This is a genomic window from Gordonia sp. NB41Y (assembly GCF_030718915.1).
In the GTDB taxonomy this organism is placed as follows: domain Bacteria; phylum Actinomycetota; class Actinomycetes; order Mycobacteriales; family Mycobacteriaceae; genus Gordonia; species Gordonia desulfuricans.
Map to the genome: position 1 here is coordinate 210,661 of NZ_CP132196.1, position 26,449 is coordinate 237,109.

General features: G+C 70.2%; 17 protein-coding genes and 1 tRNA gene. 9 read left to right on the forward strand and 9 right to left on the reverse strand.

Annotated features, from left to right (window positions below; all coding sequences use genetic code 11):
* From Q9K23_RS00920 to Q9K23_RS00930, 3 genes are all read right to left on the reverse strand, one after another.
* A complete protein-coding gene (locus Q9K23_RS00920) occupies nucleotides 1–678 on the reverse strand; it encodes a DUF3090 domain-containing protein (RefSeq protein ID WP_053776760.1) in 678 nt (225 codons plus the stop codon).
* 28 nt (nucleotides 679–706) lie between these two features.
* On the reverse strand, nucleotides 707–1,480 hold the full coding sequence (locus Q9K23_RS00925; RefSeq protein WP_053776759.1) for an MSMEG_4193 family putative phosphomutase: 774 nt from the start codon (nucleotides 1,478–1,480) through the stop codon (nucleotides 707–709).
* Between the two features lie 77 nt (nucleotides 1,481–1,557).
* Entirely contained in the window at nucleotides 1,558–2,400 is an 843-nt protein-coding gene (locus tag Q9K23_RS00930) for an undecaprenyl-diphosphate phosphatase (protein ID WP_020793013.1), read from the reverse strand.
* 103 nt (nucleotides 2,401–2,503) lie between these two features.
* Between Q9K23_RS00930 and Q9K23_RS00935 the strand changes: the two genes are divergently transcribed.
* From Q9K23_RS00935 to Q9K23_RS00945, 3 genes are read left to right on the forward strand one after another with little or no spacing between them, the layout of a single operon-like run.
* On the forward strand, nucleotides 2,504–3,625 hold the full coding sequence (locus Q9K23_RS00935; protein ID WP_261977787.1) for a hypothetical protein: 1,122 nt from the start codon (nucleotides 2,504–2,506) through the stop codon (nucleotides 3,623–3,625).
* The gene (locus tag Q9K23_RS00940) at nucleotides 3,625–3,936 is read left to right on the forward strand and encodes a DUF5703 family protein (protein WP_053776757.1); all 312 of its coding nucleotides are present in this window, start codon (nucleotides 3,625–3,627) and stop codon (nucleotides 3,934–3,936) included. Before Q9K23_RS00935 ends, Q9K23_RS00940 begins: the two co-directional genes overlap by 1 nt.
* Complete coding sequence (locus Q9K23_RS00945; RefSeq protein WP_053776756.1) at nucleotides 3,930–5,033, forward strand: quinone-dependent dihydroorotate dehydrogenase; 1,104 nt, start codon at nucleotides 3,930–3,932, stop codon at nucleotides 5,031–5,033. Before Q9K23_RS00940 ends, Q9K23_RS00945 begins: the two co-directional genes overlap by 7 nt.
* Before the next feature lie 143 nt (nucleotides 5,034–5,176).
* On the opposite strand, the gene Q9K23_RS00950 is transcribed toward Q9K23_RS00945, so the two are convergent.
* Together Q9K23_RS00950 and Q9K23_RS00955 are read right to left on the reverse strand one after the other, a co-directional pair.
* Nucleotides 5,177–5,722 carry a YbhB/YbcL family Raf kinase inhibitor-like protein gene (locus tag Q9K23_RS00950; RefSeq protein ID WP_053776755.1) on the reverse strand — a complete coding sequence of 182 codons (546 nt, stop codon included), beginning with the start codon at nucleotides 5,720–5,722 and terminating at the stop codon, nucleotides 5,177–5,179.
* Between the two features lie 114 nt (nucleotides 5,723–5,836).
* Nucleotides 5,837–7,183: a M20/M25/M40 family metallo-hydrolase gene (locus tag Q9K23_RS00955; protein ID WP_020792303.1), complete on the reverse strand. Its 1,347-nt coding sequence runs from the start codon at nucleotides 7,181–7,183 to the stop codon at nucleotides 5,837–5,839.
* A 108-nt stretch (nucleotides 7,184–7,291) separates the two neighbouring features.
* Here Q9K23_RS00955 and Q9K23_RS00960 point away from each other — a divergent pair.
* The 3 genes from Q9K23_RS00960 to Q9K23_RS00970 all read left to right on the forward strand — a co-directional run bounded on the left by Q9K23_RS00960 (nucleotide 7,292) and on the right by Q9K23_RS00970 (nucleotide 9,588).
* Nucleotides 7,292–7,377 (forward strand) — tRNA-Leu (locus Q9K23_RS00960).
* A gap of 215 nt (nucleotides 7,378–7,592) precedes the next feature.
* Nucleotides 7,593–8,624, forward strand: coding sequence for a nucleoside hydrolase (locus Q9K23_RS00965; RefSeq protein ID WP_053776823.1), 1,032 nt, complete (start codon nucleotides 7,593–7,595; stop codon nucleotides 8,622–8,624).
* A 10-nt stretch (nucleotides 8,625–8,634) separates the two neighbouring features.
* Nucleotides 8,635–9,588, forward strand: a complete 954-nt coding sequence (locus tag Q9K23_RS00970; protein WP_020791645.1) for an LLM class F420-dependent oxidoreductase — start codon at nucleotides 8,635–8,637, stop codon at nucleotides 9,586–9,588.
* 30 nt (nucleotides 9,589–9,618) lie between these two features.
* Here Q9K23_RS00970 and Q9K23_RS00975 read toward each other — a convergent pair whose 3' ends face one another.
* Nucleotides 9,619–10,929 carry a SidA/IucD/PvdA family monooxygenase gene (locus Q9K23_RS00975; RefSeq protein WP_020791644.1) on the reverse strand — a complete coding sequence of 437 codons (1,311 nt, stop codon included), beginning with the start codon at nucleotides 10,927–10,929 and terminating at the stop codon, nucleotides 9,619–9,621.
* A gap of 268 nt (nucleotides 10,930–11,197) precedes the next feature.
* Here Q9K23_RS00975 and Q9K23_RS00980 point away from each other — a divergent pair, with 268 nt between their 5' ends.
* Nucleotides 11,198–12,373 (forward strand): chorismate-binding protein, encoded by a 1,176-nt coding sequence (locus Q9K23_RS00980; RefSeq protein WP_053776754.1) that lies wholly within the window; start codon nucleotides 11,198–11,200, stop codon nucleotides 12,371–12,373.
* On the opposite strand, the gene Q9K23_RS00985 is transcribed toward Q9K23_RS00980, so the two are convergent.
* The 3 genes from Q9K23_RS00985 to Q9K23_RS00995 are packed head-to-tail and all read right to left on the reverse strand — an operon-like array spanning nucleotide 12,360 to nucleotide 15,506.
* Nucleotides 12,360–13,658: a cation:proton antiporter gene (locus tag Q9K23_RS00985; RefSeq protein ID WP_082365786.1), complete on the reverse strand. Its 1,299-nt coding sequence runs from the start codon at nucleotides 13,656–13,658 to the stop codon at nucleotides 12,360–12,362. The genes Q9K23_RS00980 and Q9K23_RS00985 overlap by 14 nt on opposite strands.
* 46 nt (nucleotides 13,659–13,704) lie before the next feature.
* Nucleotides 13,705–15,252, reverse strand: a complete 1,548-nt coding sequence (locus Q9K23_RS00990) for a tryptophan 7-halogenase (protein ID WP_053776753.1) — start codon at nucleotides 15,250–15,252, stop codon at nucleotides 13,705–13,707.
* Complete coding sequence (locus Q9K23_RS00995) at nucleotides 15,249–15,506, reverse strand: phosphopantetheine-binding protein (protein ID WP_053776752.1); 258 nt, start codon at nucleotides 15,504–15,506, stop codon at nucleotides 15,249–15,251. The genes Q9K23_RS00990 and Q9K23_RS00995 overlap by 4 nt, the downstream gene beginning before the upstream one ends.
* 200 nt (nucleotides 15,507–15,706) lie before the next feature.
* On the opposite strand from Q9K23_RS00995, the gene Q9K23_RS01000 reads away from it, so the two are divergent.
* Both Q9K23_RS01000 and Q9K23_RS01005 read left to right on the forward strand, forming a co-directional pair.
* Complete coding sequence (locus Q9K23_RS01000; protein ID WP_305950345.1) at nucleotides 15,707–18,802, forward strand: amino acid adenylation domain-containing protein; 3,096 nt, start codon at nucleotides 15,707–15,709, stop codon at nucleotides 18,800–18,802.
* Nucleotides 18,799–26,415: a non-ribosomal peptide synthetase gene (locus Q9K23_RS01005; protein ID WP_305950346.1), complete on the forward strand. Its 7,617-nt coding sequence runs from the start codon at nucleotides 18,799–18,801 to the stop codon at nucleotides 26,413–26,415. Before Q9K23_RS01000 ends, Q9K23_RS01005 begins: the two co-directional genes overlap by 4 nt.
* The last annotated feature ends 34 nt before the right edge of the window (nucleotides 26,416–26,449 follow it).

Below are 26,449 nucleotides of genomic sequence, written 5' to 3' on the forward strand. Positions count from 1 at the left end.
TCAGCCGCGCGGACCGGGGTCGTCCGGGTCGTCCGGATCCTCGGGGTCGTCGTAGATCTCGGATCCGCCGGCGAGTCCGTTGAAGACGTCCGGGTCGATGAAGTCCAGCGACTTGCTCAGTTCGGCACCACGCTTGTAACCGTTGGTCCGCACGCAGAGGTGTCCGTCGGCGTCGAGCGGGTCACCGCAGAGCGGGCAGGGCGGACGACCCGCCGAGATCACCCGGGTGGAGCGGGTCGCGAACTCACGGGCTGCGTTGGTGGTGAGGAACACCCGCACCGCGTCGGGACCCTCGTCGGTGTCGTCGAGGACCACACTCTCGTCGAACTCACCCTCGGTGATCGCGAGCAGTTCGACCACCACGGCCTCGGACTCGGCATCCCATCCGAGTCCCATCGTCCCCACCCGGAACTCCGCGTCCACCGGCATGACGAGCGGACTGAGGTCACCGATCTGGTCGGTCTCGGGCGGGATCGGGGTACCGAAACGACGGTGAATCTCCTCGAGCAGCGCCCCGATCCGTTCGGCGAGGATCTGGACCTGCTGCTTCTCCAGCATGACGCTGATGATGCGTGCCTCGTGCACGGCCTGGAGGTAGAACGTCCGGTCGCCGGGCTGGCCCACCGTCCCGGCGACGAATCGGTCCGGACTGCGGAACACATGGATCGCTCGTGACATCACACACCTCCTTGTCTGTCGTATCCCATTATCCGGCCTCGACCGGCGTGCGCGCCTGCACCGGGGCATCCCCGCCCGATCGGCCGGCTCCCGCATCGGGCCGGTGCCCGTCACCGGTCCCCGGATCGCCCCCGACCACCGCGTCGTCGGTCTTCGGCGGACGGATCGGCACCGACAGCGTGGCCGTCGAGTTGACTGTGTGCACGTGCGGCCGGGTCGCACCGTAGCGGATGATGCTCACCGAGGCCGGCTCGACGACGATCCGCTGGAACGCGTCCAGATGCATCCCCATCGCATCCGCGATCACCGACTTGATCACGTCGCCGTGGGAGCAGGCCACCCACACCCCGGCACCGTCGGGTCCGCCGTGGACCGCGTCGAGCTCACGGATCGCGGCCACCGCCCGTGCCTGCACCGCGGCCAGCCCCTCACCCTCGGGGAACACCGCCGCCGACGGATGCTGCTGGACGGTCTTCCACAGCGGTTCGGCGAGCAGCTCCCGGATGGAGCGGTTGGTCCAGGTGCCGTAGTCGACCTCGGCGAGATCGTCGACGACCACCTCCGGCACCTCGCGACCGTCGGCCCCCAGGGCCGCGAGCAGCGGCGCGACGGTCTCGGCGCATCGTTGCAGCGGCGAGCGGGCGACCGCGGTGATGTCGGGGAGACAGCCGGTGAGTCGCTCGACCAGTTCGACGGCCTGCCCACGTCCCTTGTCGTCGAGGGCGATGCCCGGGCTGCGCCCGGCGAGCACCCCCGACGTGTTGGCCGTGGAGCGGCCGTGGCGCACCAGGATCACGGTCATGGGTCAACTCTAGGCAACGTCGCCGCTCTCCGGCATCCGGCACACGGGGCCGGCCGTGTCGGCGCGGGTCACACCGATCACGTCGCGCTGATCACGCCCCCGGCCAGCAGTCCCATCACGGTGAGGCCGAGGATCACGCGGTAGGCGCCGAACCAGTTCATCGAGTGGTTGCCGACGAACTTCAGCAGCCAGGCGATCGACGCATAGCCCAGGATGAAGGCGACGACCGTCGCCACGATCAGCTGCGCCCCGGTCGACTCCATGCCGTCCCCGGTCGGGTTGATCGCGTCCGGGATGCTGAACAGTCCCGAGGCGGTGACCGCCGGGATGGCGAGCAGGAAGGAGAACCGGAACGCGGCCTCACGCTCGAGCCCGAGGAACAGACCCGCACTGGCGGTCGCGCCGGAGCGGGACACGCCGGGAACCAGCGCCAGGCACTGGGCCAGACCCATCACCAGTCCGTCACGGAGGGTGAGCTGATCCATCGACCGACGGCGGGTCCCGTACTTCTCGGCCAGCCAGAACACCCCGGAGAACAGGATCAGCACGGTGGCGACCAGCCAGAGATTGCGGGCCGCGGTGCGGATCTCGTCCTTGAGCAGATATCCGAGCAGGCCGATCGGGATGGTCGCGAGGATGACGTACCAGCCGATCCGGTAGTCGAGGCCGCGTTCGGTCCGGTCGAAGAGTCCACGGAACCAGGCGATCACGATCCGCACGATGTCGCGGGCGAAGAAGACCAGCACCGCCGCCTCGGTGCCCAGCTGGGTCACCGCGGTGAACGAGGCCCCGGCGTCCTGCCCGAACATCAGTTCCGAGGCGATCCGCAGGTGCCCCGACGACGAGATCGGGAGGAACTCGGTGAGGCCCTGGATCGCACCGAGAACGATCGACTGGGTCCACGTCATGGTGTCGGTCACGGCGCCCGATGCTACGCGGGGTCGGCCGCGATCCCCGCGCGAGCCGACGCGACGCCCTCGACCCCGGCGATGGTCCACAGCGTGGGTGAAGCAAGATGGTGCTATGCATTCCGGCCGCTCCCGATTCCCCCGAAATCCGCGTGCCCGCCGCGCCTGTGTCGCGCTCGCGCTGCTGCTCACGGCCGCGTTGTCGGCCGCGTGCGGATCCAGCTCGGATTCGGGGTCGACGCCGAACGTGGCGACGGTCTCCCCCGCGTCGGCCGTCCCCGCGCCGGCCGGACCGGCAGCGAACCCAGCCGGTGTGATCATCCCCACATCCCCGGGCAGTTCGGTGATGGCCCGTTCGGGCGGTTCGCTGGCCGTCCTCGGTGCCGCGGGAACCGAGATCACCCGCTTCGACACCGCGGCTATCACCAGCCCGCCGACCACCGTCACCACCCCGGCACTGACCACCCTGATCGGCACCGGGAACGGCGAGTTCCTCGGCGTGGGCCCGGACACCCTGGTCCGCATCGCCGCCGACGGCACGGTGCAGACCACTCCCACCGACGTCGCCGACCCCACCGCACTGGCCCGTACCGCAGACGGTCGCGTCCTCGTGGGCACGGGCGACGGCCACGTGATCGTCTTCGACACCGGCCTGAACCGGCAGCGCGACATCGGCGGCTTCGTCCGCGTCGACGCCATCACCGTCTCTCCCGCCGGTGCCGACCTCGACGGCGAACAGGTCGTCGTCCTCGACCGCGCGCAGTCGTCGGTGACCCCGGTGAACATCGACACCGGCGAATTCGGTGCCGCCTTGCGCGCCGGCAACGGCGCCACCACGGCCACGGTCGACCGGTACGGCCGGATCCTGGTGGCCAACACCCGCGACGACGAGATCATCGGATTCTTCGGTTCGCCGCTGGTGATGCGGTTTCGCTACCCGGTGGCCGACGGCCCCTACGCCGTAGACTACGACGACACCCACGAGCTGCTGTGGGTCTCGACGACCGGCGACAACGAGGTGGTGGCCTATGACCTGGCCAGTGGAGAACCCGTCGAGAAGCACCGCTTCGCGGCCGTCGCACAGCCCGACGCGATCACCGTCGACGACGCCTCCGGCACGGTCTATGTCCTGTCCCACCGCGACGGCGGACTGCAGGTGGTCGCGCCGCCCTACGGCGGTGGTGCGGTGAGCACCCCGACCGGCACCCCGACGACCGCGGCGGAACCCACCTCGTGATGCTGCGTCGCCCAGGCGGCCTCCCGGCCGGTTCCGGACGGACCGCCGCCCGGATCGGTGCCCACTATCCGCGTGGCTGGGAGGTCACCTCCGAGGACATGGAATGCCTGCTGATCCGGCTGCCACCGGATGTCACCCGGGTGACCGCGTCGATGCGTCTGGCCCTCGAGGCCGAGTTCGGCGGCTGGGAACTGTCCCGGGTGCGGCTGTACTCCGACGGCACCCGCAAGGTGCTGCTGAAACGACGTAAACCACCCCGCGGGCAGACGGCCCGCCCCGACGACCCCGACGAGGATGCCCGCGCGTGCTGACCACACTCAACCGTCTGCTCTACCCGGTGCTGTTGCGCCTGATGTTCCTGGTCCCACCGGAACGCATCCACACGATCGTGATGACGACGATCCGTACCGCGATGCGGGTGCCGCCGCTGCGTGGTCTCGCGGCGAGGCTCTTCGCCCGCCACGACCCGATCCTGCGCCAGCAGGTCTTCGGTGTCGAGTTCCCCGCACCCCTCGGCCTGGCCGCCGGCTTCGACAAGTCCGCGGCGGCGGTGAACGCATGGGGCCAACTGGGTTTCGGCTTCGCCGAGATCGGCACCATCACCGGGCGCGCACAGCCCGGCAACCCGCAGCCGCGACTGTTCCGGCTGCCCGCCGACCGTGCGCTGATCAACCGGATGGGCTTCAACAACCCCGGTGCCGACGTCGCCGCCGAGCACCTGCGGTACACCCGCCCGGGTCCGGTGCGCGTCCCGATCGGCGCGAACATCGGCAAGACCAAGGTGGTGCCGCTCGACGAGGCGGTCGACGACTATCGCTACTCGGCCCGGCAGCTGGGCCCGCTCGCCGACTTCGTGGTGGTCAACGTGAGTTCCCCCAACACACCCGGACTGCGTGATCTGCAGGCGGTCGACTCGCTGCGCCCGGTGCTGACCGCGGTCCTCGCCGAGGTCTCGGTTCCGGTGCTGGTGAAGATCGCACCCGATCTGGCCGACGAGGACGTCGACGCCGTGGCCGACCTCGCGGTCGAGATCGGCCTGGCCGGAATCGTCGCGACCAACACCACCATCGAGCGCGCCGGCCTGGCGACCCCGGCCGCCGAGGTCGCCGGCATGGGCGCGGGCGGACTGTCCGGCGCACCGCTGACCGAACGGTCCCTCGCGGTACTGCGGCGGCTGTATCGCCGTGTGGGCGGGCAGATCACGCTGATCAGTGTCGGCGGCATCGAGACCGTCGACGAGGCATGGGAACGCATCCGGGCCGGTGCGAACCTGCTACAGGTCTACACCCCGTTCATCTACGGTGGCCCGGTCTGGACCCGGGAGATCAACGCCGGTGTCGCCGCGCGTGCCCGGGCCGCCGGGTTCGCATCACTGTCCGACGCCGTCGGCAGCGGCGCACAGGACTGACACCGCGCACACCACCGCGCACACCACCGCCGACCCGAGACGGACACAGACCAGCAGGGACACAGGCAGGTAGATACACAGACAGGGCGGTCACCCCAGGAGGTGACCGCCCTGTCTGTGTATCACTGTCCGTGTCGTGCGGGTCAGATGTCTTCCGACGGCTGTTCGTAGGTGCCGACGATCGTCGCGCGGGCGATCGCATGCGAGAACAGGTTGAACCCGAGGTAGGCCGGGGTGGCGCCGTCGGGCAGACCGAGGCTCTCCACGTCGACGGCGTGCACCACCACGAAGTAGCGGTGGGGTCCGTGTCCGGGCGGCGGGGCGGCGCCGACGAACCGCTTCAGCGACGCGTCGTTGGCGAGGGTCACCGCACCGGCGGGCAGTCCGCCACCGGTGTCGTCGCCGGCGCCTTCGGGCAGGCTGGTCACCGACGCGGGGATGTCGGCGACCGCCCAGTGCCAGAAACCGGCGGCGGTCGGGGCGTCGGGGTCATAGACGGTGACCGCGAAACTCTTGGTGCCCGAAGGGAATCCGGACCACGACAGCTGTGGTGAGAGGTCGGCGCCACCGGCCCCCATCAGACCGCTGACCTGATTGTTCGGCAGGGGCTTGCCGTCGGTGACACTCTCGGAGGTCAGCGTGAACCCCGGCAGGGTCGGGAGTGGCTCATACGGGTCGAACGTCGACATCGAACACCTTTCTTCGCGGAGACCGGTCCTTCTCGCACACCGCACACGTCATGGGTCGCACATCACATGCCGGCCTCACCCACTCTAGGCGAGGCGCACATCTGATCGGCCGGATCAGCTGTGCAGCAGGAAGTGCTCGAGGACCTTGGTGCCGAAGATCACCGAGTCCACCGGCACCCGCTCGTCGACGCCGTGGAACAGCGCGGCGAAGTCGAGGTCGGCCGGCAGTTGCAGCGGGGCGAACCCGAAGCAGCGAATCCCCAACTTGGCGAAGGCCTTCGCATCGGTACCCGCCGAGAGCATGTAGGGCACGGTCTTGCCGTCGGGGTCGTTGGCGAGGATCGCCGCGTTCATCGCGTCGACGAGGTCGCCGTCGAAGGTGGTCTCGTACGAGTCGAGGTGGGTGATCCACTCCCGGGTCACGTTGGGCCCGATCAGTTCGTCGATCTCGGCCTCGAACGCGGCCTGGCGGCCGGGCAGCACGCGGCAGTCGATGACCGCCTCGGCCTTCTGCGGGATCACATTCGCCTTGTAACCGGCGCGCAGCATGGTGGGGTTGGCGGTGTCACGCAGGGTGGCGCCGATGATCCGGGCGAGACTGCCGAGCTTGAACAGCCGGGTCTCGAGATCCGGTGCGTCCGGGGCGAAGTCGAGACCGGTCTCCGCCGACACCGCGGCCAGGAACTCCGACACCGACTCGGTCATCACGAGCGGGAAGGTGTGCCGGCCGATCCGGGCGACCGCCTCGGCGACCGCGGTGACCGCGTTGTCCTCGTGCAGGAACGAGCCGTGGCCCGCAGTGGCGTCGGCGGTCAGCCGCATCCACCCGAGGCCCTTCTCGGCCGTCTCGACGAGATACAGACGCCGTTGCGTGCCGTCCGGACGGTCGACGGTCAGCGAGTACCCGCCGACCTCCCCGACCGCCTCGGTGACGCCCTCGAACAGATCGGGTCGGTTCTCCACGAGCCACTGCGATCCCCACGTGCCACCGGCCTCCTCGTCGGCCAGGAAGGCGAACACGATGTCGCGGGGTGGGACGGTGCCCTCGCGCCTGAACTGACGGGCCAGGGCCAGCGCCATTCCGACCATGTCCTTCATGTCGACGGCGCCGCGCCCCCAGATGTAGCCGTCCTTGACCGTCCCGGCGAACGGGTGGACGCTCCAGTCGGCGGGTTCGGCGGGCACCACATCGAGGTGTCCGTGGATCATCAGGGCGCCGCGGCCGGAGTCCGGGTCGCCGGGCAAGGTCGCGAAGACATTGCCGCGCCCGGGTTGACCGGACTCGACATACTGTGTGACGTAACCCACTTCCTCGAGTCGGCCGGCCACCCATTTGGCGCACTCCTCCTCGCCGCGGGTGGTCTCCAACTCGCCGGTGTTGCTCGTGTCGAAGCGGATCAGGGTGCTGACGAGATCGACGACTTCGTCGACCGCGCGGGGGGTCGTGAGCTCAGAAGACACCCCTCACTCCTACGGGATTTGGGATACGGGGGCAACCTCGGTTAGTGTTACCGAGCCAGCCGATGAGAGAGCGACGCAGACGCCGGCAAGAGCAAGAGAACTGAACAGGTCCGAGTGGCGGAATGGCAGACGCGCTAGCTTGAGGTGCTAGTGCCCTATTAACGGGCGTGGGGGTTCAAGTCCCCCCTCGGACACAGCGAAGGCCCCCAGCAGAAATGCTGGGGGCCTTCACTTTTCGCTCGTGATGCGGTTGGCGCCACCCCTCCCCGGGAACACCGCCCCCGCCCCGCGGTCGCCGTCTCCGCCCGGATCGCCCTGCCGGACGCACCGAGAGCGCCGGTGTCGGCGAGATCACCCGCCGCGGCGGTCCGGCGTGCGGGCCGATCCGGCCCCGGGAAACAATGGTGCGGTGACACAGCGCCTGTTCTACGACTGCGACACCGGTATCGACGACTCGGTGGCCCTGCTCTATCTCCTCGGCCGCGACGACGTGGATCTGGTGGGCGTGGCGTCCACGGCAGGCAACGTGCCGGTGGACGTGGTGACCGCCAACAACCTGTCGTGGCTGTCGCTGTGCGGGCGCACCGACATCCCGGTGTACCGCGGCGCCGATGCCCCGCTGGTCGCCGACCTGATGACCACCGAGGACACCCACGGTCCGCTCGGGGTGGGTTACGCCGAGCTGCCCACGCCCACCATGGCGGCGGCCGAGACCGATGCGGCCGACGCGTGGATCGAGGCGAGCCTGGCCCATCCAGGGGAACTCGTCGGACTCGTGACGGGCCCGTCGACGTCCCTGGCGACCGCGCTACGCCGCGATCGGTCCCTGCCCTACCGTCTGCGTCGCCTGGTGATCATGGGCGGCGCTTTTCACGTCCACGGCAACACCACGCCGACCTCGGAATGGAATGTGGCGGTGGACCCGGAGGCCGCGGCGGAGGTGTTCGCCGCGTTCGCCGCCGACGGCACCCCGAATCCGATCGTGTGCGCACTCGACCTGACCGAGCAGATCGTCACCACACCCGACCACATCGTGCGGCTGGCCGCGGCGGCCGGCAGCACACCGCTGGAGTGTCCGGACCCGTCCGACCGGCGGGGGCTGAGATCGGTGGCGAGCAACGAGATCATCCGGCATCTCGTCGACGCGCTGCGCTTCTATCTGGAGTTCCACGAAGCCCACGACGAGGGCTACATCGCGCACCTGCACGATCCGTTCGCGGCGATGGTGGCGCTCGATCCGACGCTCGTGGAGACCGTCGGGGCACATGTGGCGGTGGAGTTGGGCGGCACGCTCACCCGCGGTACGACGGTCGCCGACGAACGCGGGATGTGGGATGGTGCCCCGAATGTCGCGATCGCGACGTCGACCGACGTGGATGCGGTCTTCGATGCGCTGATCGAGACGGTCGGTTCGCTGGCCCGCCGCCTCGGCGCGCGCTAGCGTCGAGGAGGTGACACTCCTCGGATATCAGATCCCGAACTTCACCTACCCCGACATCGCACCCGACGACCTCTTCCCCACCGTCACCGCGCAGGCGGTCGAGGCCGAGGACGCCGGCTTCGACACGGTCCTGGTGATGGACCACTTCTATCAGCTGCCCATCCTCGGTGAGCCCGACGAGCCGATGATCGAGTGCTACACGCTGTTGTCGGCACTGGCCCAGCACACCTCGCGGGTGCGGCTGTCGGCGTTGGTGACCGGGAACACCTATCGCAATCCGACGCTGCTGGCCAAGACGGTCACCGCACTCGACGTGGTCTCCGGCGGACGTGCCCAGCTCGGGATCGGGGCCGGGTGGTTCGAACTCGAGCACGACGCCCTCGGCTTCGAGTTCGGGACGTTCACCGACCGGTTCGAGAAGCTGGAGGAGGCCCTGCAGATCATCCTGCCGATGCTGCGGGGTGAGCGACCCACCGTCGACGGCAGGCGCTATCGGGTCGCCGATGCGATCAATTCGCCTGCGCCGCTGGGCCGGATCCCGGTGATGATCGGCGGCGGCGGTGAACGCAAGACCCTGCGCATGGTGGCGCAGTATGCCGACGAGTCGAACCTGATCTGTGGCCGCGACGAGATCGGCCGCAAGCTCGATGCCCTGGCCGGACACTGTGAGGCACTCGGACGTGATCGCTCGGAGATCACCGTCAGCCTGCAGACCACGGCATGTGTGGCGCCGACGCACGAGGAGGCCGTCCGCGAGTTCGAGGCGTACCTGCAACGGAACCCGCGCGCGCAGGTGCGTAGCGCGTCCACCATCGTCGGATCGCCCGACGAGGTGGCCGCCCGGTACGCGGATCTGCTCGCCGCCGGGGTGGACGGCGTGACCGTCAACGCCCCCGCCAACGGGCATGTGCCCGGGCGGGTCACCCTGCTGGGTGAGACGTTGTCGGCGGTCGTCGGTCGTTGACCGGCCCCGGGGCGTCCGGGGTGGCCACGTCTATCGCGTGGTCACCTTGGACGCCTCGAACTCGGCTCCGACCGATCGGAGGGCGCTGTTCGGGTCGCCGGCCGCGACGAGGGTGTCGACGATCTCTCCCGAGCGCACCGCCACATTCGACAGCAGCGTCGAGGTGAGGCCGTGGGTGTGTTCGGAATTGCCCTGCACGAAGATCGATCCGGTGATCTCCGGATCGGTGCCGAGCCGGTAGTTGCGATCGAGAACCGGACGGCCGTGAACATCGACGTGACACTGCGAGGCGAGGTCGCCGAGCAGGTTTGCCACCGGCGTCGGCTCGAAACCTGTTCCGAAAACGACGGCGTCGCAATCGAATTCGAGTTCCTCCCCGGTCATCCGGTTCACCGCGCGGATGTGGACGGTGTCGTCGGATTCGACGATGTCGACCACCTCGGTGGCACCGTGGACGAACAGTCGCCGCTCCCCGCTGACACGTTCGGTGTACTCGCGGCGGTAGAGCTCGGCGATCAGATCGGGATCGACCGCGGAGTAGTTGGTACTACGGTGGTAGGTCAGGAACCGCTCACGCCATTCGGGTGCGGCCGCGAAGTACTCGTCGACCGTCGACGCATCGAAGACCCGGTTGGCGTAGGGGCTGTCGTCGGCGGGGGTGTATCCGTACTTGGAGAAGATCGCGTGGACCTCGGCGCCGGTCTGATCGTGCAGGTATCCGGCGACCTCCGCGGAGCTCTGTCCGGCCCCGATCACGGCGTACCGACGGTGGGTCGCGGGCGGCAGCGCTGCGAGTCGGGGCAGCAGGTCGTGGTTGTGGAAGACACGCGGACCGGCCACCACCCCGGCCGGCAGTTTGCCGCGAATGCCGCCGCCGAGCACCACATTTCGTGCTCGCTCGACACCCTGGCCGGTCTCGATCTCGAAGGCGCCGTCATTCCATCGGACCGAACGGACCTCGGTCGAGTACCGAACCGGCGTCTGCACGCGGGCGGCGGCCCACTGCAGGTAGTCGTGGAACTCCGAGCGCAGCGGGAAGAAGGTGGCGAGGTTGATGAAGTCCGCGAGCCGGCCGCGGTCGGCGAGGTAGCTCAGGAACGAGAAACCGCTCGAGGTGTTGCGCTGGGTGACGAGGTCTTTGAGGAACGACACCTGCATCGTCGCCCCCGGCAGCAGCATTCCCGGATGCCACTCGAAGCGGTCGCGGCGCTCCAGGAAACGGGCCGACAAGGGCTGACCGGTGGTGGTGGCGTTGTGTTCCTCGATGGCGATGGCCAACGCCAGATTCGATGGGCCGAATCCGATTCCCACCACGTCCAACGTGGAACTGTCACTGCGCACGCGCTACTCCTCTGCGTTGACACCGGCGCTTGTTCGTCGGCCTGGTGGAGCCGGATTCATCTGCTGTGTCCGACGGGTCGATCGGCGATGCTCGCCCTCGCGGGATGAACTCACCACCGTGGGAACTCCCGGCCCGATGGCCGGTCATCGTCTAGGTAAGTCTAACCTAAGGAGTTGCTGGGAGTGAACCCGGCATCCACACCAGGATTCCCGACACCGCCCGCCGATCCCGTCTGCGCCCGGTGTCCTCGTCAGGAGCTGCCACGAGATGAAATCTCCGATCGTCGCGCCGGCCGATACCCATGCGACGGCCTCACCCGCCGCACGTCCCGGCCACACAACCCCAGATGACTTGGACGGATTCCTCTTCTGCCGCAACGATTATCATGTCCTATGCACTGGTCGTCACACCGTCTTCGACGACCCCGCCGATGCCTGTGCCGCCCTCCGCGACGGCTCCGTCGACGCCGTCGTCGGCGCCCTTCCCTTCGATCCCCGCGACCCCGTCGCACTGACCGCACCGCAGCGGTGGGTCAAGAACACGGGACCGTGGCTTCCGACCACCGACGGCGGCTCCCCCGCGGCGCGGATCGAGCGCCGGGACCCCGAACCGGAGGATCACCGACGTCGGGTCGCCGCCGCCGTCGAACGGCTGGCCGACCCGGCCGGTGAGCTGCAGAAGGTGGTCCTCGCCCGCGCCCTGCGGCTACGTACCGAGTCGGCGATGACGCCGTGGGAGCTCGCCGCCCGGTTGCGCACCCTCGATCCCCGGGGCTCGGTGTTCGTCACCGACCTGTCCCCGGCCCCCGGCCACGGGGGTGCCCATCTGGTGGGGGCCAGCCCGGAGGTACTGATCCGCAAGAGCGGCTCACTGGTCACCGCACATCCGCTGGCGGGCTCGGCGGCACGGCATCCGGATCCGGTGGTCGACGCCGAACGCGGTCGGGCACTTGCGGTGTCGAAGAAGGATCTGGACGAGCACCGGTATGTCGTGGATGCGCTGCGGAGTTCACTGGCACCGCTGTGTGCCGAACTCGACATCCCGGACGAGCCTGTGATCATGTCCACACCGTCGATGTGGCATCTCGGCACCCCCATCCGTGCGACGGTGGCCGACGCCTCGGTCACCGCTCTCGACCTCGCGATCGCGGTGCACCCGACACCGGCGATCTGCGGCACGCCCACCGTGCCCGCGCGTGACCACATCCTCGCCACCGAGGGGTCGCGGGGCTTCTATGCCGGCGCGGTCGGCTGGTCGGAGTCCGCGTCCGCGGGCGGCGACGGCGAGTGGATGGTGTCGATCCGCTGTGCGGAGGTCGCCGCCGACGGTGAGATCACCACCTGGGCCGGCGGCGGGATCGTCGCGCAGTCCGATCCTGCCGCCGAGGTCGCCGAGACCGAGGCCAAGTTCGCGGCGATCCTCTCCGCGTTCAGCCTTCGGTAGTCCGCACCACCGGAACCGGGGCCTCGTCGGCACGGTCGAGATCGACACGGTCGAGATCGGCACCGTCGGGATCGTCGATGTCGGTCCTCGGTCCGGCGTGCGCCCCGCGTGCGACACAGAAGGCCACCCAGGGGCCCGCCATGATGGACGTGATCACGGCGAGCAGCACGACGATCATATAGATCTCCGCACTGAAGACACCCATGTGCAGACCGGCGGTCGCGATGACGATCTCGACGACCCCGCGCGCGTTGAGCCCGGCACCGAGCGCCGCCGAGTCCCATCGGGGAACCCCGGCGACGCGGGCACCGACAAAGGTCCCGACGAACTTGCTCACCACCGCCGCGAGCACCACCGCCGCCGCCACTCCGGCCACCACCGGGTCGGCGATCAGATGCAGGTCCAGGTGCAGACCGGCACCCGCGAGGAAGACCGGGGCGAGCACCCAGGTGGTGACCGCGCGCAGCGGCGCCAGTACCGCGTCGCCACGGCGGCCGATCATCACGCCACCGAGGAATGCACCCAGCACCGGCTCCAGGTTCAGCGCGCCGGTGATCGCCGCGCACGCGATCAGGATCAGCACGACGATCCCGCCGGTCTGACCCTCGTGTCGTGAGGACTCCAGCCGATCGAGTGCGCGGCTGACCGGTCGCCGCAGGACGGCGGTGGCCACCAGCACCCCGACCAGGGCGCCGAGGGTCAAGGGCAGGCGGCCGCCGCCGAGGCCCGACGTCGTCATGGCCGACACCACGGCGAGGATGACCCACGCGGCGATGTCGGTGAGCGTTCCGGTGGCCAGCGTGAGCTGTCCGATCTCCTTGCGGAGCAGATCGAGCTCGGTCAGGATGCGCGCGATCACCGGGATCGCGCTCACCGACAGCGCGGTGCCCAGGAGCAGCGCGAATTCCGTGGTGCCGGTGGACTCGCCGTGCATCGCCTGCGGGATGAGCAGGCCTGCGCCGACGCCGGTGGCCAGCGGGACCGCGAAGGATCCCAGGCCGACCGACGCCACCACCTTGACCCGTCGGCGCAGGAAGGGGCCGTCGAGGTCGACCGCGGCGAGGCCGACCAGCAACACCACCCCGAGGGTGCCGACCGCCGAGACCAGCGGGAGATCGTCACCGTCACCGAAGTCGAGCGACTCCGGGAGCACGGTGCCGAGCAGCGACGGCCCGAGCAGGACCCCGGCCGCCAGCTGCCCGGTCATCGCCGGCATTCCCAGCCGCCGCGCGATCATGCCGCAGACGAGCGCCGCCAGCAGGACCAGGGCGAGATGTCCGAGCATCGACTACCGCCGCGGCAGCCGGTGGGGTCCGGCGTCCGCCGCGACCTCAGACGTGCACATCGGCCGGCTCGGCCCAGGCCAGTCCGTCGGCGGACGGCACGAGTCCGCCGTCGAGCAGCGGCGGTTCGGTGGCGCCCTCGGTCACCGCTCCCCGCGCCTGCAGCGCGTTCATCTCCTCCATCACCTCACGCACCACCGGGGCGGAGAACATGTGACCCATGCGCTGGCCCGAATCGGTGTCCATCCCACCGGTCTTCGCCGCGGCTGCGGTCAGCGCGTCCGAGGACGACCGGAACCGTTCGATGACCTGCGCGGCGTCGGTGAGCACATCCTCACCCGAGTATCCGCCGGCCACCAGCGAGACGAAGGCCGCCATGTCGGTGCGGTCGAAGTTGGTGACCTTGCGCGCCTTCCAGAAGGACGAGTCCTCCGACTGCTCCATGTCGTAGAACGCCGACAGGAACTCGTAGAACACCGCGTACTCGCGGCGGTAGCGACCCTCGAACTCGGTGAACGCCCGCTCCTCGGTCATCGTGCCGTCGAGCACGCTGTTGATCGACCGGGCGGCCAGGACACCGGAGTAGGTGGCGAGGTGGACGCCGGTGGAGAACACCGGGTCGATGAAGCAGGCGGCGTCGCCGACGAGGACCATCCCGTTGCCCCAGAACCGGGTGTTGGCATACGAGTAGTCCTTGCGCAGACGGATCTCGCCGCAGGTTCCCTCGGTCACCCGGGTGGCGTCGACCAGCATGTCGCGGACGATCGTGCACCGGTCGATGTACTGCAGGAGCGTCTCCTCCTGCGCGTTGATCACGTCCTTGGCCTTGTCCTTGGCGATCACCACGCCGACGCTGGTCAGGGTGTCCGACAGCGGGATGTACCAGATCCAGCCCTCGTCGAAGGCCGCGCACAGGATGTTGCCGCTGTCGGGGGCCGGAAGTCGTCTGCCCCCTTCGAAGTACCCGAACACCGCCACGTTCTGGAAGAAGTCCGAGTAGACCCGCTCGGCACCCGCATGGCGGGTGAGCCGGGTCGAGTTGCCCGATGCGTCCACGACATATGACGCCCGGATGTCGTGCTCGGTGCGGTCGGCATCGACGTAGCGGACGCCGACCACCCGGCCCGAGTCGTCGGTGTCGACACCGTTGACGCGACACTCCTGCCGGACGTCGACACCGTTCTCGGCCGCGTTGTCGAGGAGGATCTTGTCGAACTTCATACGCTCGACTTGGTAGGCATAGCTACCCTCTCCGGCGAATTCCGGTGAGATCGCGAACAGGAAATTCCACGGCACCGGATTGGTGCCCCAGCGGAAGCTGCCGCCGCGCTTGTGCATGAATCCGGCGTCGCGAACCTTCTCGTAACACCCGAGGAGTTTGCAGACGCCGTGGATCGTCGACGGCAGCAGGGACTCACCGATCTGGTAGCGGGGGAAGCTCTCCTTCTCCAGCTGGATCACGCGGCGGCCACTCTTGGCCAGCAGGGTCGCGGTGGTCGATCCACCGGGTCCTCCGCCGATCACCACGACGTCGGCCTCTTCGGCGGTCGCAGGCCCGGTACCGGTCGCGGCGGTCCCGCCGTCGACCCCGCTCATCGGGCGTTTCCTGCGGCTTCGGTGAGTTCTCGGATCCACGATCCGACCACCGGGTCGGAGGCGAGCACCACCAGATCGGCATGTACCGCCCCGGCCGCACGCCACCGTTCGATGAGGGACATGAGTCGGACCGAATCCAGTCCGATGTCGAGAACATTGGTCTCGTCGGTGATCTCGGTGTCGTGCAGATCCAGGATCTCGGCGATGTCGCCGATGATCCGTTCGCGGGTCAGCACTGCGTTGCCGGCAGCCATCTCGTATTCCTCACTTGTCGGCCATCTTCTCGATGGCACTTCATACCCTCGACCGCCTCGGCAGATCGCCCCAGGCGTATCATTGGCCTCACTGGACTAGACGCAAAAGTTAGCCTTGCCTAATATAGCTCCCGGACCACCGGTTCTGCGTAGCCCCCGCTTTGGTGAGTCTTGCCAAACAAAGGGTAGGCTCGCTTACCATGTCTGTTGTCGGTGTCTCCTCGTGTGAACCCCTGTTCGCAGCGTCCGCGGCGGCCCAGGGCCTGTGGGTTGCGCAGTCGGTGATCGGACCGTCGCCGGTCTTCACCATCGGTCAGGTCCTCGAGTTCACGACCGCCCCCGACACCACCCGACTGGTAGGGGCGGCGACGGCTGCCGCCGCCGAGGCCGACCTGTTGAGCGCGCGGTTCATCGACGACGACAGTGGACCGCACTATCGGCTCGGCGACCCGATCCCGGTGCGCCACATCGATCTCGGCGCCGACCCCCGCGCACTCGCACAGCACTGTGCCGATGCCGTCGGTCGCCCCATCGATCCGGTCGCCGGTCCGTGTGCGGAGATCTCGATCCTCACCGCCGGAGCCTCGACCGGGCTGCTCGTCGTCGCCCATCACCTCGTCCTCGACGCCTACGGACTGGGCCTGCTCGTCCGCCGCATCGGGCGGCTCTACGACGACCCCACCGACACCCATGCGCTGCGTCCGGTCACCGGGCTGCCCGCCGGCATCGATGCACCCCGGGCCGACGACCAGGAGTTCTGGGCGCGCGAACTGACCGGTGTCGCAGGGCCGCTCACCCTCTCCGGCACCCCCCGCGGACACCGGATCGCCGCACGTGTCCACACCCGCCGCTCGGTGATCGCCGGGGCCGGAGCGCTCGCCCGCACACCGGCATCGCTCACGGCGGTGGTCGCGGCGTTCTGCGCCCGTCGCGCCGACACCGACGACGTGGTCCTCGGTTTCCCGATGATGAACCGGCTGGGCTCACCCGCCGCGGCCAGCGCATGCAGCACGGTCAACGTCATCCCGTTGCGGATCGCCGCCGCCGGATCGTCGACCCTCGAGGAGATCGGCGCGCACGTGACCGAGCAGATCCGCGCGGTGGGTCCGCACGCCCGCTACCGCGGCGAGCAGATCGTCCGCGACCTGCGACATCGCGGGGTCGACGGCGCCAACGGACCGACCCTCAACATCAAACCGTTCTCCTCGACCGTCACCATCGGCGGTCATGCCGCGACGATCCGGTCGCTGGCCCGGGGACCGGTGGTCGACATGGCCATCACGTGTGCCGACATCGACGGCGATCTCGAGATCATGGTCGACGCCGACACCGAGCTGTACGACGAGGCGGCCGTCGAGGAGATCTGCGCCGAACTCACCGAGGCGGTCACCGCGGTCGCCACCACACCGGAGCTGACCGGAAAACCCATCGGCGCATGGCATCTCGCCGCCGACCGCGCGCGAGCCACCGCCATCACCGCCGACGACGAGCGCACCCGCCGGCCGATCGGTACGACGCGGCTGGTCGACCGTGCCCTCGCCCACCCCGACGACACGGTCGCGCTGGTCTTCGGTGCCGAGCAGGTGCGGGTCGCCGACCTGCGCCGCCGCGTCGACGCCCTCGCCGGGCGACTCGGTGTGCTGGGCCCGGAGGACATCGTGGCCGTGGCGCTGCCACGCGGGATCGATCTGATCGTCGCGCTACTCGCCGTCCACCGCAGCGGTGCGGCGTTCCTGCCGCTCGACCCGGGGTTCCCGGCCGACCGGCTGGCCGCCACCCTCGCCGACGCCGGACCGGTCGCGGTGCTCGAACCCGGCCCGGACGGCATCGCGATCGGCCGGCCCGACGGCGCCGACCCGTCGCGCGCCGATCGTGACGTCGTGCCGTCGCACGATCTGCGCTCGCCGGCATATGTGATCTACACATCCGGCTCGACCGGGACCCCGAAGGGTGTCGTCCTCGACCACCGGGCCCTGCTGAACTTCACCGAGGACATGATCGACCTGCTGGGCTACCGCCCGGGCCGATCCGTCCTCGCCGTCACCACCATCTCCTTCGACATCGCGATCCTGGAGACCCTCGTACCGCTGGCCGCCGGCGCCACGGTGGTCCTCGCGACCGCAGACGACGTCCACGATCCCGACCGGCTGGCCCGGATCGTCACCACGCACGGTGTCGACGTCATGCAGGCGACGCCGTCGCTGTGGTCGGCACTGCTCGAGTCCGGTCACGGATCCGCACTCGCCGGCGTCGACGTCCTCGTCGGCGGTGAGTCGGTGCCGGCCGAGCTCGCCGCCGAACTCGCCGGTCACGCCGCATCCGTCCGCAACATGTACGGCCCCACCGAGACCACCATCTGGTCGACCACCGCACCGCTGACCGGTCACGATGTCCCGATCGGTGAGCCCATCGCCAACACCGGTGTGCGACTTCTCGATTCAGCACTTCGTCCGGTCGGCGACGGCCGCGTCGGCGAGCTGTATCTCAGTGGCGACGGCCTGGCCCGGGGCTACCACGGCAAACCGGATCTCACCTTCGCGCGCTTCGTTGCCGATCCCTTCGGGCCGCCCGGTGCACGGATGTACCGCACCGGCGACCTGGCCCGCCGGGGCGCCGACGGCGTCCTCTACTGCCTTGGCCGCACCGACCACCAGGTCAAGATCCGCGGATTTCGGATCGAGCTGGGTGACGTCGACACCGCACTGGCACAGCATGATTCGGTCGATCGAGCGGTCACCACCGCATTCGACGGACGTCTGGTCGCCTTCATCAAGCCGGCCGCGGGCCACGAGGTCGACGTGCGCGAGCTACGGGCGCACCTGACCGACCGGCTCCCCGACTACATGATCCCGGCCGCGGTCATGGCCGTCGACGAGTTCCCGCTGACACCCAACGGCAAGGTCGACCGCCGTGCACTGCCGCGACCGGTCTTCGGTTCCCCGGCCGGCGACTCACGGCCACCGGCCACCGACACCGAACGTGCGCTCGCCCAGGCATTCTCGGAAGTTCTCGGGGTGCCTGCCGTGGGTGCCGACGACGACTTCTTCCTCCTCGGCGGTGACAGCCTGACCGCGGTCCGGGTGGTCACCCGCCTGGCCCGCGACGGCCTGCGCATCACCCCCATCGAATTGTTCGACAACCCCACCGTCGCCGGATTGGCGACCGTCGCGACCACGGTCGCGACGGCACGACCCGATCCGGACGCCGCCCGCCCCGCCGACGGTGAGTTCGCGCTCACCACCGCGGGTATCGGTGCCGACGAGCTCGACGACCTGGCCGATGGAGATCTCCTGTGACGACCACCGACACCTCCGCCCCGGCGGCCCCCGCCCTCGACGACGTCCTGCCGCTCACCGGGCTGCAGGAGGCGATCGTCTATCACTCCACCCGGCCGCGCCCGGCAGGCACCCCGGATCCGTACCTGATCCTGGCCGACGTCGACCTCGCGCTGCACGTGCCGGTCGACACCGACCTCACCACCCGTGTCACGGCCGCGCTCGGCACGGTGATGGCCCGGCACGCCACCCTGCGCACCTCCTACACCCGTCGGCGCACCGGCGCACCGGTCGCCCGCGTGCACGCCGATGTCGAGGTGCCCCTGGAGACCTGCGACCTCGGTACGGCCGAGGACCTGGATTCCCTGCGACGCCGCGAACGCATCCGCGGGATCGCACTGACCTCACCCCCGCCGTTCCGGGCGGTCCTGGCCGCCGACGACACCGATGGGCAGCCGCGGCGCCACCTGCTCGTCGTCGCCCATCACATCGCGCTCGACGGCTGGTCGATCCACCGGCTGTTCGACGAGGTCGTCCGGCTCCTGCGTGGCGAGACGCTGCCGGCACCGGCACCGGTGAGCGAGTTCCTGCGGTGGCGCGAGGGGCGCCCCGACGACCACGGCATCTGGCGTGAGGTGCTCTCGGGTCTGGACTCCCCCACCCTCGTCGCCCGGTCCCGGCGCGCAGACACCTCCGGTGGCCGGGTGATCTCCCACCGGCTGGGCGCCGACGAGTCCGAGCGGCTGCGCGAGTGGGCACGTGCGCACGGCGCATCGCTGAACACCGTCATCCAGGTGGCGTGGGCGCTGGTCCTGGCCGATCTCACCGACACCGACGACGTGGTCTTCGGTGCGGTGGTCTCCGGCCGCGACCCGTCGGTCGACCGTGTCGACGAGATGGTCGGGATGCTGATCAACACCATCCCGGTGCGGATCGTGCTCGATCCACGAGAGTCGTTGCCGGCGCTGGTCTCCCGCGTACAGCGCGAGCAGCTGTCGCTGATCGGTCACCACCAGACCCCACTCGGCGACATCCAGAGCGCCCTCGGGATGGGCGAGCTGTTCGACACCGTCGTCGTCTTCGAGAGCTTCCCGCGTGGCCCGGTCCGGCCGCATATCGAGGACGAGAACAGCTATGCGGCAACCATTCTCGTCGAGGATGATCCGCAGATCCGCATCCTGCTGGAACGCCCGCAGGCCACCACCGCCGACGGTGTCGCCGAGCGCGCCTGTGCCGAGCTGCTGCCGCAGCTGGTGCGAACCCTGACCGCCCTGCCCGAGCGGCCGGACGCCACCGCCGCGACACTGCCACGCAGCGACGCCCCGCCGTTGGGTGCCGCCGCGCTCGACGCCGTGCCCACCCTGCCGTTCGAGCCCGTGGCCGAGCAGATCGCACGGGCGACCGACGCCGATCCGGATCGGGCCGCGGTGATCGTCGGCGAGCACACCCTGCGATATGCCGATCTCGACGCGCTGACCGGCCGGATCGCCGACGGCCTGCGCACCCGTGGGATCGGGCCGGAATCGGTGGTGGCCGTCCACCAGCACCGCGGCGCCGCACTCGTCGCGTCGATCCTCGCGGTGCTGCGGGTGGGTGCCACCTACCTGCCGATCGATCCCGGCTACCCGTCGGCCCGGATCACGTTCATGCTCGACGACTCCCGGCCCGACCTCGTCCTCGACGACGCCACCGCCGAACTCCTCTCGGCCGCACCGGACGTCGCGGACCGGCCGGCCGATCGAGGACCCGACGGCCCCGTCGCATCGTCGGGCACACACCCGGACTCCTCGGCGTATCTGGTCTACACCTCCGGCTCCACCGGCACCCCCAAGGCCGTGCTCGGCACGGCGGGCGCACTGGCGAACCGGGTGGCCTGGGCGGCCGCGAACTGGGACGGCCGGGTGGTCCTGGCCAAGTCGTCGGTGGCGTTCATCGACGGCACCACCGAACTGCTGGGCGCGCTGGCCGCCGGGGCGACGGTGGTCCTCGCCGACGATGCCGTCACCCGCGACGCCCTGGCCCTGGCCGAGCTGGCCGACGCGCACGAGGTGGACCAGATCACCGCGGTGCCGCCGCTGGCGCAGGCCGTCGCCGAGGCCGCGCCCGGGTACGCTCCGCGGCGCTGGATCGTCTCCGGTGAACCCCTCGTCCCCGCCACCCGGGAGATCCTCACCGCCTCCGGCGCCGAGGTGGTCAACTCCTACGGCTCGTCCGAGGTGGCCGGTGACGTGACCATGGGAACGACCGTCGACGGACCGGTCACGGTGGGCCTGCCGGTCGCCGGCACCACCGTCGTCGTCCTCGACCGTCTGCTGCGGCCGGTGCCCACGGGTGTGGCGGGCGAGATCTATGTCGGTGGCCCCCAGCTCGCCCGCGGCTACCGCGGCCGCCCGGAGTGGACCGCCGCGCGTTTCGTCGCCGACCCCGCGGGCGCCGGCCGGCGCCTGTACCGGACCGGCGACCGCGGCGAGATCGACGTCGCGGGCCGCATCATCCTGCACGGACGTGCCGACAGCCAGGTCAAGATCCGTGGTGTCCGAGTGGAACTCGGTGAGATCGAGGCCGCGCTCGCGGCCGTCGACGGTGTGCGCGATGCCGCCGTGCGCGCGGTCACCGACGCCTCGGGTTCCACCCGCGTCGACGCCTATGTCAGCGGCCGGGCCGACCTCGCCGCACCGGAGGTGACCGCGGCCCTGGCCGATTCGGTGCCCGCGGCGATGGTTCCGGCCACCGTCACCGTCCTGGCGGCACTGCCCCTGACCCCGGGCGGCAAGGTCGATCGGCGCGCCCTCCCGGAGCCGGCGCGAGCGTCGGCCGCACCGTCGCGCGGCCCGGCGACCGACGCCGAACGTGCGGTGGTCGACGCCGCGCGAGCCGTGCTGGGCCGTGATGCCGGACCGGAGGACGACTTCTTCGACCTCGGCGGGCACTCCCTCTCGGCGACCCGGATGCTCACCCGGCTGCGCGTGGCCACCGGGCGGCGACTCACCATCGCCGACGTCTTCGACCATCCCGTCCTGGCCGATCTGGCCCGGCTGCTGTCCCCCGCCGACCCCGACACCGCCGGACCCGGCGGCACGTCGCCCGCGATCGCCGCGGCCACACCGGCCGGTCCGGTGGCGGGCGAGCGTCCCGATCCCCTCCCGCTCTCGCCGGCCCAGCGCCGGTTGCTGTTCCAGTCCGGTGTCGACGACTCGGCGTACACCGTCGCCTTCACCGTCCGGCTCGACGCCCGGCCGGGATCTGCCATCGACGTCGATGCGCTCGCCGCGTCACTGACCGGGATCGTGGCGCGTCACGAGGTGTTGCGCACCCGGATCGTCGACCGCGTGCCGGTGATCGACGAGGCGTCCGGGATCACCGTGGCGCTGCCCGAACACCGTCCGGCCGCAACCGATGTCGACGACCTGATCACCGAATTGGGTGCGCGCCCCTACGATCTGGCCACCGACCACGTCCTGCGCGCCGACCTCGTCCGCGTGGATACGACCGGTCCGGACGGCGGCACGGGCGCCGACTCGGCGATCCTGCTGATCACGGTCCATCACATCGCCGCCGACGAGTGGTCGGCGGGCCGGCTGTTCGACGAGCTCGCCGCCGGCTACCACGGCACGCCCGTGGCGGCGCCGGCCGTGCAGTTCACCGACCACACGGTGTGGCAGCTCGACCAGCTCGGCGTCGCATCTGATCCGAATTCACTTGCCGCCCAGCAGATCCGGTTCTGGACCGGCCAGCTGGCCGGTATCGCCGACGAGGTCGGCCCACCGGTCGACCGGCCCCGCCCGGCCGAGCCGAGTCACCGTGGCGACCAGATCGACCGCGACCTGCCCGCCGAGCTGGTCACCGCCCTCGACCGGCGGGCCGCGGCCACCGGAACCACCCGGTTCATGCTGGTGCATGCCGCTGTGGCGGTGGCACTCTCGGCCTCGGGCGCCGGTGACGACATCGTCGTCGGCACCCCCTTCGCCGGACGGACCACCGCAGCCGCCGAAGAACTCATCGGCATGTTCGTCAACACCTTGGCGTTGCGGACCGATCTCGCCGGTGATCCGACGCTCGACGAGGTGATCGGACGCATCCGCCGGACCGACGTGGACGCCTATGCCCACGCCGATCTGCCGTTCGACGAGGTGGTCGGTGCACTCGCCCCGGAACGGTCACTGTCCCGTCACCCGGTGTTCCAGACGATGGTCCAGTACCGTGACCCGATCGTCGCGCCGGACTTCGCCGGTCTGGACGCGACCCCGCTGTTCCCGCCCACCCGGACGTCGAAGTTCGACCTGACCTTCGAGTTCGTCGGGCTGACCCCGGGTCTGCGCCTGCGTCTCGAGTACGCCACCGATCTGTTCGACCATGCCACCGCGCAGCGTCTGGCCGAGCGGACGCTGTATGTGCTGCACGCGCTCGTCGAACATCCCGAACGGCATCTGGCGGCCCTGCGGATGCCCGACGCCGCCGACACCGTCCCGGCGTTGCCCGCGGTGTCCGACGAGCCGGCGCGCGCCGGGGGTGCGACCACCCTGTGGGAGGTCTTCGCCCGCGCCGCGGACGAGCACGCCACCCGGACGGCGGTGACCGACACCGCCGGCTCACTGACCTACGCCGAGCTCGGGTCGCGCTCCGAACGGCTCGCCGCGCAACTGATCGCCGACGGTGTGCGCCCGGGTGACCTGGTGGCGCTGCTGCTGCCCCGGGGTGCCGACCAGGTGATCGCCCTGCTCGCGGTGCTGCGCGCCGGCGGCGCATATGTGCCCATCGACCCCGACTACCCGGACGAGCGCATCACGGCCACCCTCGCCGATGCCCGCCCGACGGTCACCGTCGATGCCGACTACTGTGCCCGCGTCGCACCCACCGGCACCCCGGTGCCGCAAGTCGCGGTGTCCCCCGGCCACCCGGCCTATGTGATCTACACGTCCGGGTCCACCGGGCGTCCCAAGGGCGTCACGATCTCGCACGCCAATGTGCTGGCCCTGCTGTCGGCGACCCGTGATCTGGTCCGCACCGATGCCGACGACGTGTGGACGCTGTTCCACTCGTATGCGTTCGACTTCTCCGTGTGGGAGATCTGGGGGGCACTGTCGACCGGGGCCCGGCTGGTGGTGCCCGATCGCGCCACCACCCGTTCGCCGGCCGATTTCGCCGCACTCCTCGACGCGGAGGGCGTGACCGTCCTCAATCAGACGCCGTCGGCGTTCTATGCCCTCGATGCGACGCTCGCCGACACCACCGCCGACCTGGCCTCGGTGCGCCACCTCGTCTTCGGCGGCGAGGCGCTGGATGCGCAGCGCCTGACCGGGTTCCTCCGGCAGCGCCCGCTCGTGCAGGCGGTCAACATGTACGGGATCACCGAGATCACCGTGCACGCAACCTATCTGCCGATCGACGCCCGCTCGTCGGAGACGTCGACCGGCAGCGACGTGGGCGCCCTGCTCCCCGGTTTCACCGGCCGGCTCCTCGACACCCTCATGCGGCCGGTACCGGTCGGTGTGGTCGGTGAGCTGTATCTGTCGGGACCGCAGGTGGCCCGCGCCTATCTGGGTCGTCCGGAACTGTCGGCGGTCCGGTTCGTCGCCGATCCCGGCGGTCACGGCACGGTGTCGTACCGCACCGGAGACCTGTTCCGGCTCACCGAGGACGGCGGATTCCACTATGTCGGCCGGGCCGACACCCAGGTCAAGATCCGTGGATTCCGGATCGAGCTCGGCGAGGTGCGGTCGGCGATCGCGGCGGTCGACGGTGTGCGGGATGCGGCGGTCATCACCCGTCCCGGCCCGGGCGACACCCACCGGCTGCTCGCCTATGTCGTCACCGACGGTGTGACCCCCGACGACGTACACGCCGCCCTGCAGCAGAGCCTGCCCGAGCACATGGTGCCGTCGGCGGTGGTCGGGATCGACCGGATCCCGTTGACCACCAACGGCAAGACCGATGCCGCAGCACTTCCCGAGCCCCGTTCGGGGACGGCTGCGGCCGACCGGCGACGCCCGGCGGATGCCGTGGAGGCGGCGCTCCTGGAGATCTTCGCCGAGACCCTGCGGCTGGAACCGGACGAGATCGCGCTCGACGACGACTTCTTCGCCCTCGGTGGCGACTCGATCGTCTCGACCACGCTGGTCAACCGGGCACGCCGGCACGGGTTGCGGCTGCGAACCCGGGACGTGTTCACCCAGCGGACCATCGAAGGCCTTGCCGGAGTGGCCGAGCCGATCGACGAGGGCGACGCCCGGTCCGACGGCACCGACCGTGCGACCGGGGCCGCGTCCGGGGTCATCGCCCTGCTGCCGATCATGCATCGGCTGCGTGAGCTGGGCGGTACGATCGATCGTCACAATCAGTCGCTGGTGGTCGACGTCCCGGCCGACGCCACCCCGCAATCGGTGACCACCGCCCTGCAGGTGGTCCTCGACCGGCACCCGGCCCTGCGCACCACCCTCGACGTCGTGGCCGGCGGGGTGTGGACGCTCACCGCCGGAGAGCCGGGGTCGGTGCGCGCGGCCGACGTCCTGGAAGTGGTCGCCGCCGACGCACACGGCAGTGTCGCCGACACCGTGGCCGTCGTCTCCGATGCCGCGGCCGGACGCCTGTCGCCCACCACCGGCCGGATGGTCGCGGCCGTCCACCTCACCCCGGTGACCGCCGGTGCCGCGGGCCGGCTGGTCCTGGTGATCCATCATCTGGCGATCGACGGCGTGTCCCGCCGCATCCTGATCGACGACCTGGCGGCCGCCCATGAGACCGGCCGTACCACCGACGCCGCGGACGGGGTCCCGTTCGCACAGGTCGCCGCCGACATCGCCACCCGCGCGGTGGCACCGGAGCTGCTGGGCGAGGTGACGCACTGGGCGCAGGTCCTCGCCCCCGGCGGCGATCTGGTGCCCGGGCGGCCCGCGATCCGCGGCACGGTCGGGGCGCAGCAGCGGTATCAGGTGTCCCTGCCGGTCGCCCTGTCCCAGGCGATCCTCACCGAGGTGCCCGCACGCCTCGACGTCGGGATCACCTCGGTGTTCCTGGGTGCGCTGCGCGTGGCCGCGAGCGCGGTGACCGCCACCGGCGATCTCGTCGTCGACACCGAACGTCACGGTCGCGACACCGAGGCCGCCGGTCTCGGTGAGCTCGACCTGAGCCGTACGGTCGGGTGGTTCACCACGATGGCACCGCTACGTCTGCCCGCTCTCGCCGACGGTGATGTCACCGCGGCCATCGCGACCGCCGAACAGCAGTGGCGGGAGATGCCCTCGGCCGGAGCAGGTTTCGGAATGCTGCGGTATCTGAATCCGCAGACGGCGATGGCGATGGCAACCATGCCGGGCGCCGGTGTGCTGCTGAACTATCTCGGACGGTTCACCGTGGGCACCGGCGGCGCCTGGCAGCCGTCGGCCGAGTCGACGGCGCTGCGCACCGCGGCAGATCCCGACCTCGGCGTCGCACATCCTCTCGAGATCGAGATCGTCTGCCGTGACGAGAGTGCCGGGCCCGTCATCACCGCCACGTTCATCCACCTGCCCGATCAGCTCGATGCCGATCTGGTCGCGGCCCTGGCCGCAGGCTGGTGTGCCGCCCTGGCGGAGCTGGCCCCCGGCGGGGATGCCGCGCACGGTTCGAGCCCAGGACAATCGAACCCGGCCGTATGACCCCCGACAGTCCCATCCTGAATCGCACTACCGG